At 70.0% G+C, this 10,096-nt stretch carries 8 protein-coding genes; all 8 read right to left on the reverse strand.

What is annotated here, in order from left to right; translation table 11 throughout:
* Nucleotides 1-141: 141 nt before the first annotated feature.
* The gene (locus Q0Z44_RS17400) at nucleotides 142-1,197 is read right to left on the reverse strand and encodes an acyltransferase (protein WP_298015125.1); all 1,056 of its coding nucleotides are present in this window, start codon (nucleotides 1,195-1,197) and stop codon (nucleotides 142-144) included.
* A gap of 53 nt (nucleotides 1,198-1,250) precedes the next feature.
* A complete protein-coding gene (locus Q0Z44_RS17405) occupies nucleotides 1,251-2,669 on the reverse strand; it encodes a lipid II flippase MurJ (protein ID WP_298015128.1) in 1,419 nt (472 codons plus the stop codon).
* Nucleotides 2,670-2,684: 15 nt separating this feature from the next.
* Nucleotides 2,685-3,512 (reverse strand): acyltransferase, encoded by an 828-nt coding sequence (locus tag Q0Z44_RS17410; protein ID WP_298015130.1) that lies wholly within the window; start codon nucleotides 3,510-3,512, stop codon nucleotides 2,685-2,687.
* Nucleotides 3,509-4,930, reverse strand: coding sequence for an O-antigen ligase family protein (locus Q0Z44_RS17415; protein ID WP_298015132.1), 1,422 nt, complete (start codon nucleotides 4,928-4,930; stop codon nucleotides 3,509-3,511). The genes Q0Z44_RS17410 and Q0Z44_RS17415 overlap by 4 nt, the downstream gene beginning before the upstream one ends.
* Complete coding sequence (locus Q0Z44_RS17420) at nucleotides 4,918-6,213, reverse strand: glycosyltransferase family 4 protein (RefSeq protein WP_298015134.1); 1,296 nt, start codon at nucleotides 6,211-6,213, stop codon at nucleotides 4,918-4,920. The genes Q0Z44_RS17415 and Q0Z44_RS17420 overlap by 13 nt, the downstream gene beginning before the upstream one ends.
* A complete protein-coding gene (locus tag Q0Z44_RS17425) occupies nucleotides 6,210-7,571 on the reverse strand; it encodes a beta-galactosidase (protein WP_298015136.1) in 1,362 nt (453 codons plus the stop codon). The genes Q0Z44_RS17420 and Q0Z44_RS17425 overlap by 4 nt, the downstream gene beginning before the upstream one ends.
* The gene (locus Q0Z44_RS17430) at nucleotides 7,568-8,821 is read right to left on the reverse strand and encodes a glycosyltransferase (RefSeq protein WP_298015138.1); all 1,254 of its coding nucleotides are present in this window, start codon (nucleotides 8,819-8,821) and stop codon (nucleotides 7,568-7,570) included. The genes Q0Z44_RS17425 and Q0Z44_RS17430 overlap by 4 nt, the downstream gene beginning before the upstream one ends.
* Before the next feature lie 11 nt (nucleotides 8,822-8,832).
* A partial coding sequence (locus tag Q0Z44_RS17435; protein ID WP_298015140.1) for a hypothetical protein occupies nucleotides 8,833-10,096 on the reverse strand: 1,264 nt, incomplete at its 5' end.

The raw sequence follows: 10,096 nt of genomic DNA on the forward strand, positions 1-10,096 counted from the left end.
GGCGTAAGCCAACAGATTTACAGTCTGCCCCCTTTAGCCACTCGGGCACCCCTCCAAGGCAAGACCGCAACTATAACACCGTTGTGCAAACCGGCTCAAGTGGCGCGATGGGCGTTGCAGCAAAAAGACACCCCCTGGCCGTCACCGGGATGCCACCACGTGCCTGGGGGGCACCGCGCCGCGCTTCAGGAATGGCGCCTCGACGCCGTGCCATGAAAGGCAGGCGAGCGCGAACGTGATGCCAACGGACAGCAGCAAGCCCCCCTGTGCACTCCAGCTGAATGCGCCAAGCTGGATCAGCGCCTGGATCACGGGAAAGTGGACGATGTAGATGCCGTAGGAGAGATCCCCGTGTCGCGCCACGTTGGCGAGCGGGCGCAGGATGTGGGCGACCCAGAAGACGCACAGCGTGAGCGCCAGCGGATAGAGAAAGACGCCAGGGGTGGGACGAGTCTGGTCCCACTGGTAAGCCAGCGCCAGCAGCAGCAGCCCCACCACGCCGACCCGATGACCCTGGCTGCGCAGCCTGTCGCGCTCGTACCAGGCCCAGGCGCCGGGCAGGAAGAACATCAGTTGACCGGGCATCTGTTTCGCCAACTCGGCATAGCCACCCTTGCCGGTCTGCCAAGCCAGCGCCATGAAACCGCCCCACCAGACGCAGCCGAACAGGTAGCCAAGTCCGAGCACGCGACGGTGCCCATGACGACGGCAGGCCGCGACGAGGAATGGGACCGCCACGTAGAACATCAGTTCGACCTTGATCGTCCAGAGGGCACCGTTCACCGGCGCGCCGGGGTAAGGGTTGGCGGCGAAGACGCCGGGCAAGGACGGCTGCAGGAAGTTGAGGAAGCTCAGGTTGGCACCGAGGTAGCGCAGCCAGGCAGCCCCGAAGTAGTCGGAAGGAGGCAAGGTGCTGAACAGCACCCCGAGCAGCGCGCAAGCCATGACCACCACGACGTAAGCCGGGAGAATACGGCGAAGGCGGCGCTCTGCGTAATCGGCCAACGAGGGGCTGCGCTCGCAGCTCATGAAGACAAGATGGCCGCTGATGATGAAGAAGGTGCTGAGCGCCAGCTTGGTGTCAGCAAGGTGGAGAAACGTCAGAGCGGGATGCGCGCTGAGGTCGGCGATGTGGAGCGCCATGACGCCCGCGGCGGCCAGCAGACGCAACAGATCGAGGTTGTTGGGGTGGTTCATGCGGAACAGCGGCAACCGGTACTGCGGAACGGCGGACGAGCGAGGCGGCAGCTTCAGCCGGACGCAGGACGCCACGGACGCAACCAGGCGGCCAGCAAGAGCAGACACGCGAGGCCGGCCGCGGTGGAGGCGGCGAGTCGCCAGCCGGGCAGTGGCGGCCACCAGGGCAACGCGGCAGCGCCCAGCAGCAAGGGCAACCCACCGGCCAGGGCAAGCCGGGACAGATGCAGGCGGCGCCACAGGCTGTTGAGGTGCAGCAGCAGCCCGCCGTTGACCAGCACACCCAGCAGGACGGCGGCGGCGATGCCCTGCGCACCGGCGACCCAGCCAAAGAGGGGCAAGGCAATGGCTTGCGTGAGGTTGGCCGCGGTTTCGCACACGAACGGGAGGCGGGTGTCGCCCGCTGCGTGGTTGTAGCGGGCCAGCAGCGTGGTCCAGCCGGCCAACACCAGGGCGACGGCATACCAGCCAAGCAGCGGCGCCAGCAGCGCCGTGCCCTGCACACGCGGGAACAGCAGGGCGACGATGGCCTGGGCGGAGAGCAGAAGACCGACCGCTGCGGGCGTGCTGATCAGGGTGTTGAGGGCGAGACCCTGGCGCAGCAGCCGCAGACGGTCGGTGCCAGCCTGCCGGCTCATCAGGCCGAGCAGCACCTGGTTCACCGACATCAGCGCGACCAGCGGCAGGTTGGCGAGCTTGCGCGCAAGGTTCAGCAGCGTCACGGCACCCTCACCCAGCCAGGAGGCCACCATGCGCTCCAGCAGCATCAGGCCCTGTCCCCCCAGCGCGCCGCCCAGCAGCGGCCCGACGCGGTGACCCAGTTCGCGCAGCACACCGGCATCCCAACGCAGCGTGGCACGGTGCAGGCCGCTGTGCAGCATGTCGGGCAACAGCAGCAGCGCGGACGCCCACGCACCGACGACGAAAGCCAGGGCCAGTTCGGACTCGGTGGTGTGGCCGCGTCGCCAGGCCATCCAGAGCACGGCAGGCAGGTTGTAGACGAGCGAGCCCACCCCGGCCAGCAGGAAGCGCCCGGCCGCCTGCAAGGGCACCGACCACAGCGCCTGGAGCACCAGAGCGGGCAGCCCCCAGGCCAGCAAGGACAGGGCCTGGGCGACCGTGGCCCGTTGTGCGTCGGGCAGGCCCGGGCCGACGAGGTGCGTCAGGGGGCCCGCACCGACCATGCACGCCAGGGCGAGCACGACCCCGAGGCCACCGAGGCCCAGCGTGGTGGCGCCCAGCCAGCCCGGCCGCTGGCCGACGGTGCGGGCCTGCCACAGCGCCAGCGCGGCCGAAGACAGGACACCGCCCGCCAGCATGGTGCGCACGGCTTCGGGCAGGAACAGCGCCACGAGGAAGCCGTCGGTGCGGGCGCCCGCGCCCCAGGCATCCACGAGCAGCCACTCGCGCGCCAGCCCGGCCACGAGGCCCAGCAAGGTCACGGCGGTGAGGAGTCCGGCGGCACCCAGCATCGCAATCGCCCGGTGTCAGTGCAGCAGGGTGAACAGCCCTTTGCCGCCCACCTTGTAGTTGAGACCGCGCACACGGTGGCCCACGGTCTTGCCGCCCTGGCCCGCGACGATGGCATAGGGCTCGACCTTCTTGCCGACAGTGGTGTTGGCAGAGACGACGGCGCCTTCACCGATGTGGGCGCCGGGCAGGATGATGGCGCGGGAGGTGATCCAGGCCCAGTCGTCGATGCGCACGGGGGCGGACACGGACCAGAACTCCGGCGCTTCGAGGTCATGTCCGCCCGCCACGATGAGCACGTGCGAGGCCACGGTGACGTGACTGCCGATGACGAGGCCCGAACGGGCGTCGATCTGGCAGTGCCAGCCGATGCAGGTGTCGTCGCCGATGGTGAGGCTTTCGATGCCGAGCACCTCGGTGTTGCGCCAGATGGTCGAGCCCTTGCCGATGCGGGCGCCACCCAGACGCAGCCACGCCAGCCGCACGGTGTGGCTCGGGATCTTGTTGATGAGGATGTTGTAGACCTGCTCCCAAATGCGGCGCAGGCGGTCGACCAGCGTGGGCCAGTTCTTGCCGTAATGCGGCAGCTTGCGCCCGGGCAGCTCGTCGAACAGCGTGACGAACAGCAGGCGCGCCATCGGCTCGGGGATGCTGCGACGCACGTCCATCACGCAGATGTGCACCACGGTGTCGTCCGGACCTCGTCCTTGCGATTCGAAGAACAGGTCGTGTTGCAGGCCCCAGTCGTAGCCGGCCTCGAGGGCGGCTGCGTCGACGCCAAGGCGGGCAGCGTATTCGGGCAGGCGGGCGCGCACGTTGTGGCTGTGCAGGATGCGGTGTTTCATGGGCGGGACACGCGTGAGGACACGGAAGGAGGGGCCGCTTCAGCCGGGCGCGTGCGGGCCTCGACCAGGCCCATGGCGAGGATCAGCCAGAACAGCGCGATGAGAACCTGGGTGAAGCTGAAGTAGTGGTCGATGAAGCCCGTGGCCAGCGCGGCGAGCACCGTGCCGGTGGTGGCGATGCGCATGGCGTTGTCCGGGCCGATGCGCGTGAATCGCCCGGCCAGCCGGACCTCGCGCCACCACGCGACCGTGACGGCAATGAACAGCGCCATGCCGGGCAGGCCCAGCTTGAACCAGTAGTTGAGCCAGAGGTTGGAGATGCCGTAGACCCCGGTCTCGGGCGAGCTGGCCGGGGTCTCGGCCTTGAAGCCCAGACCCAGCGGGTGGCGCAGCGCGTTCTGAGGGAAATGGGCGTATTCGTCGAAGCGCACGCCGGTGCTGACGTCCTTGCCGGAAAACAGCGAGGCGAACCGCTGCTGCGCGGGCGGGTAGACAGCCAGGAAGGTGACGGCCAGCAGCGCGGCCAGCACCAGCCCGCGGCCAGCGTACGGCGTGCGGCGCCATGCCAGCCACACGACGAACAGGCCCAGGCAGAGCAGCGCGCCACGCGAACCGCAGAAGACGATGCCGGCTGCGCTGCCGACGAACACGAAGGCGCCGAGCGCGCGGCGCCAGCCGCCATGCGTGGCCGCATAAAAGAGGCCCAGCGGGGCAGCGAGCAGCAGGGCGCCGCCGGTCGAGTTGGGGTGCACCCAGGGCGACGCCATGCGGGTGTAGTCGGCCGAGAAGATGTCTTGGATGACTTCCGGGTGGGCATAATGCAGGGCGGCCAGAAAGGGGATCATCAGGCGGGCATCCCGCCCCCGCACGAAGAAGCCCAGAGAGATCAGCAGGAGCACGGCAAACCCGAGCAGCAGGCACAGCATCAGGCGATCGCGGGTGCGGGTGTCGCGCACCAGCAAGGGCACCAGGAACACCGGAGACAGGTTGAGCAGCCAGCGCACCCAGTTGACCGGGCCGTTGCCGTCGCCCTGAGGCACGAACTGGCCCGCGACCAGGGGCACGATGCTCCAGAGCATGAAGCGGCGCATGGCGCGCTCGGTCGGCCCGTCGGGCCAGGCTGGCAGACGACCGGCCAGCCACTGCACGAAGACACCGACCCAGGTGAGGCCGAGCAAGGCCTCGGGCACCGGCAGGGGCGCGCCGATCTTCATCCAGGGCAGCGCGGGCGCCAGCATGCAGAACAGCATCAGCCCGCGCAACGGGCGCGTGACGATGAAGACCGCCGCCGCCACGGCGACCGCCAGCGCTGGGCCCAGCACCGGGTGCACCAGCGTCATGCCCGCAGCCGCGGCGGTGGCCAGCACGGCGGCCAGGGCCACACCGAAGGCGGGCGCGCCAGCGCTCACGCCGGACATGGACGGGCGACCGGCATGACGCCGGCGGGGGACAGGCGGGCGTAGACGGCCTCGAGCCGGGCCGCGGCCTGGGACCAGTCGAAGTGCTCGCGCACGTGCGCACGGGCCGATTCGCCCATGGCACGCGCCGCGGCCGGATCGCTCAGCGTGCGCACGAGGGCGTCGGCCAGCGCGTCGGCGGTGTCGCCCACCCGGGCGTGCACGCCGTCGCGGGCACCCAGCCCGGAAAGCCCTTCGCGCGTGCTGACGAGCGGCAGCCCGGCGGCCATCGCCTCGAGCACCTTGAGCTTGGATCCGCCGCCGAACCGCAGCGGCGCGAGGAACGCCGCCGACGCCGACTGCACGTCAGCCAGGCGCGCCACATAGCCATGAAAGTGCACCCGGGGATCGGGGAAGCGGCTGCGCCAGCCCGCCGGCAGACCGTGCCCGCACACCGTGAAGTGGGCCTCGGGCATGCGCTGCCAGACACGGGGCCAGATGTGGGTGAGGGCCCATTCGACCGCGTCGATGTTCGGCGCGTACTCGTAGTTGCCAAGAAAGAGCACGTGGCGGCTGTGCACGTTCGGCCAGACTTCGGAGAAGGCGCGGGTGTCCACCCCATTGGGCACGACGTAGGCCGGGCGTCCGCCGAGGGCCTGCAGCGTGCGTGCATCGGATTCGGTGACGGCGACGATGGCGTCGGCGCGCGACAGCACGTGGCGCTCCCAGCGTCGGGCCCGCGCCTGGTCGTATCGCGCGAGCAGCCGCAGTGCAGCGGGCCACTTGCCGTAGGTCGCCGCGCCCAGCTCGGATTCGACGTTGTGCTCGGTCAGCACGAAGGGCTGGGCACGCCGGGCGAGCTCGGCCTCGAAGGGCTCGAAGCCATAGCTGTGCTCGATCTGGACGACGTCCCAACCGCCTTCATCCAGCAGGCTGGCGAAACGGCACGTGAGTTCCGGCGCAAAGGCATTGACCGTGGTGAGCAGGGGCAAGGGCGACACGGCCGCATGCCAGAGCGTGCGCGGGTGCCGCAGGGCACGGCGAGGCAGCACCACCAGGCGCTCGACGAGCGGCCCTAGTGCGGCCTCGGTGGCGGCATCGGCTTCGGTCTTCGATTGGACCAGCAAGGTGAGCTTGTGGCCCCGGGAAGCGAGTTCGCGGATCAGGTGGAACTGCCGGGCCTTGCCGCCGCTGGTGATGGGCCAGGGCAGGTAGGGCAGCGTCATCAGGATGCGCAAGGGGCCCACCGCGGCCGCAGGGGCGCCGGCGTCAGTGGCGTGGGGGACGGTGGGGGCGTTGCTCATGCGCCCAGCACGATCTGCAGGGCGGTGGTGACCGGCACGCGCACCCCCTCTCCGGCATCTTTCAGCGTGCGCTCGCCCCCGCTGAGTGGCTGGTGCACCGTAGCCTGGGTGACGCCCTTGAACTGCACCTCACCGGGCTCTCGTGCCCACAGCATCCACAGGGGGCGCCCGTCGGCGCGGCGCCAGCCGATGGTAATGAGGCCGTCGGGGGCGTGGCCCTGGATGGTCGGCGGCGCTGCGGGCTGGAGGGCCGGACCGCACAGCTGCAAAAAACGCTGCAGCGCGTGGTAGACCGGCTTGGGCTCGCCGTTGCGGCGCAGCAGGCCATAGTGCTGATCGCGCCGGGTGGCGCGCTCGTCCAGGTCGGCCAGGGTGAACAGGAAGACGCGGTCGTAGTCGAGCGCGGCCATCAGGGCCAGCCGGCGCAGCGTGAGGTCGGCCTGGCCGTCCTCACCGACGATGGGCTGTTCCTCTTTCGGGCCGGGATAGCTGGACCAGCCCCACTCGGTGGCCCACACCTGGCGCACGCCGGCGCTGCGCAGCCACTGGTGGGCCGGCACGACGCGCTTGACGAAGTCGCGCGCATCCTGGTCGGAGCCCTCGGCCGTGGCGGTGTAGGGGTGGTAGGCGACGATGGGGTTGAGGTTGAACGCACCGAGGCGCGCCAGTTCCTGGATCATCAACCCGCCGCGCCGGTCGATCTCGCTGAAGTACGCCATGCCAGCCAGCGCCACGGGCTTGTCGGGCGCCGCCGCGCGCAAGGCCTGATAGGCGGGCACGAACAGGCGACCGTAGGCTTCCGGATCGGGCTGGGGCGCCCAGAACCCGATCAGGTTGGGCTCGTTCCAGACCTGCCACACGTCGACCTGCGGATAACGCCTCGCCAGCATGCCGAGGCGCTGCGCGAGCACGGCCGGGTTGCGGGGCGGGAACTTGTCGAAGAAGCGTTCGTAGGCATCGCCTTTGGCCACACTCGATGCGTAGCGCGGCGTGCCCACCACGTAGGTGACGTTGCGCAGGCCGGCCTCGCGCACCAGCGCCATCATGCGGTCGATGGGTTCAAGTTGGAACTGCCCCTCTTCGGGCTCGAGCAGCATCCAGTGCAGGCCCAGTCGGACCCAGTTCAGGCCCAGGGCCTTCAGGCGCTCCACCTGTTTGCGAGCCACCGCATCGGGGAACCACTGGAACTGGGCATTCACGCCGAGGAAGTCCTTCCACACGACCGGCCGGACCGGCTTCAGGGCCATCGGCTCCAGCCCGCGCCAGGGCCATGCCGCGAGCGCGTGCGGTGCGGCAGCCAGCGCGGCGCCGCCGATCAGGGCGGCTCGGCGATCGGGGTTCAAGGGCGAACGGCTCATCGTGCACCTCCGGAAGATGAGGTGGCGGGTTGCGGCGCACCGAGCGCCGAGTCGGACAGCTCGGAAACGCCCGTCTTGAGGGCGGAGAAGTACGCGGCAAACGCCCGCCCGGTGCGTGACCAGGTCCGCTGCTCGGACAGGGCTTGCGCGGCACGCGCCCAGTGCGCCACGCGCTCTGGCTCGCGCAGCACGCCGGCGAGCACCTCGGTCAGCGCGGCCACATCGCCCTGCGGATAGGCCTGGCCATTGCCATGGCTGATCTCTTCGGCGAACGCACGGGCGTCCGAGGTGATGACGCCCCGGCCTGCCGCCACGGCCCAGGCCAGCGCCCCGGAGGTGCCGCGCATCTGGCCCATCAGCGCCAGCTTGCGGCTTTCGCGATAGGGCAGCACCATCACGTGGTGACGACCGACCAGCTCGGGGATGTCGCGCTCGTCGACATCGAGCACCCACTCGATCTGATCCTGCAGGCCCATCGACGCAGCACGGGCGCGCAGCCCGTCAAGGTAGCTGTGGCGCCCGCCAAACGCGATGTCGGGGGCCGTGCCACCCGCAATCGTGAGGCGCACCTGGCCGGCCAGCTCGGGCTGCTGCTGCCGCAGCCGACCGAGGGCGTCAACCAGGTCTTCGATGCCCTTGCCGGCATAGATGAAGCCGAAATACAGCAGGCGCACCGGCGCGAGCAGCGGCAGGGGCTGCACGGGCAAAGGCAAGGTGCCATGCGGGATCACGCGCACGCGGCCGGATGGCAGCTTCATGCGGCGGCTCAGGCGCTGGGCGCCGGTCTGGGTGAGGGTGACCACGCCGTCCAGCCGGCGGGCCAGGCGGCGCTCGGCCCACAGGGTGTGCGGATCGACCAGCACCGCGAGCGCCTTGCTCACGGCGCCTGGCAACCAGCGCACGGCATCAAGCCGACGCCACAGCGCGCTCACCGGCCGCCACACCAGCCGCTCGGGATCGTGCACGGTGGCCGACAGCCGCGGATGCGCGGGCATCGCCGCCAGCGCCTTCAGCACGAAGAACTCGCTGTGGCGTCCTCCGCCGAGTTCGGCGTGCACCACGTCGACCTTGCTCCAGTCGCGCTCGGCCACCCAGCGGCGTGCGGCTTCGAAGGAGTGCAGCGGCTTTTGCCCCTGCAGCGGTGTCAGCACGTGCACGCCGGCAGACTGCACCGCACGGCGCCAGTGCGCCGCATAGTCGGCAATGCCGGTCTGCTCGGGGGGCAGGGGGGACAGAAGGGCCACACGCATCTTGGCGCCCTTCACGCCTGCAGCCAGCGCAGCACGCGCGGCGGCACTTCGAAACGCCGACGGTTCAGCACGATGCCGTCGACCTTGCGGAAAGCGGTGCGCAGCACGCCCAGCGCGTTGTCGACCACGGGCACCAGGCTGGCGCGGGCCTCGACCACCAGCACGATCTGGTCGGCCCGGCTCAGGCGCAGGAAGGCCTCACGGTTGCGCAGCAGATCCGAGGCCTCCAGCAGCACCACCTCGCCCGGCGCGGCGCGGCTCTCAGCCTGCGGCGGGTTGACGCGCACCCGCAGCCCCTGGGCCTCGAGCACGCGGCGAAGGTGACCGGCCAGGAAGGACACGCCCTCACCGGCACGAGACGAAGCCAGGCCCAGCGTCAGCCCGCGTTCGGCCACCTGATCGAGCGGCAGCGTGCCGTAGATGCGGTGCAGGCTGGCGTGGAAATCGTTGTCTTCACCCGAGTGGCCGATGTCCTTGAGCGACGACCACAGCGGCACGCCGAAGCGAGCCTCGACGCGGCCGCCATCGTGGATACGCTGGTCCGCCACCGAGCACAGATAGAGCGTGACTCCACCGACCAGCAACCCCGCCGGCAGCGCCAGCAGAAGCAACAGCAGGCTGCGCGGCGCCACGCGCGACGGATTGAGCGTGGCCGCCTCGATCACGGCGATGTTGTTGATGCGGCTGTCGTCGAGCGCCTGGTCGATGCGGGCCTTCTCGAGGCTGTCCAGGTAGAGCAGCCGGCTCTTTTCGGCCACGGCCAGGGCCTGCTCGATGCGGCCGAGTTCCGGCTCGCTGGCCAGCACCTTGCGGCGGGCCTCGGTCAGTTGTGACAGCTCGCGCTCGACGCTGGCGGTCATGGAGCCCAGCTCCTTCAGCCGCAAGGACTTCTCGAGCGTGTTGCGGGCCAGCAGCGTGCCCAGTTCGTTGGGCGTGCGCTTCTCGCTGCGCTGGGTGTTGCGCTCTTCGTTCTTCAATTGGGCTTCGACGGTGGCGATGCTCTCGTTGAGCGAGACCACGCTGGGCGCCGTGTCCTTGTAGACGCGCAGGGCCTCGATGCGCTGCCGCTTCAGTTCGGCCAGCTGGTTGCTCAGCACCAGAAAGTTGGGGCCCAGCCCGACATCGCGCTCGGCCACGACGTCGCCCGACAGCGAACGCGCGCGCCCCTGCGCAAAGGCCACGCCCTGCTCCAGCGCCGTGCGCTCGGCCAGCAGCTCGGCCTGGCGGTCACGCAGTTCGTTGATCCGCTTGGTGATGGCGGTGAGGCGCTCGCTC

It is taken from the genome of uncultured Aquabacterium sp. (genome assembly GCF_947366995.1).
GTDB lineage: Bacteria > Pseudomonadota > Gammaproteobacteria > Burkholderiales > Burkholderiaceae_C > Aquabacterium.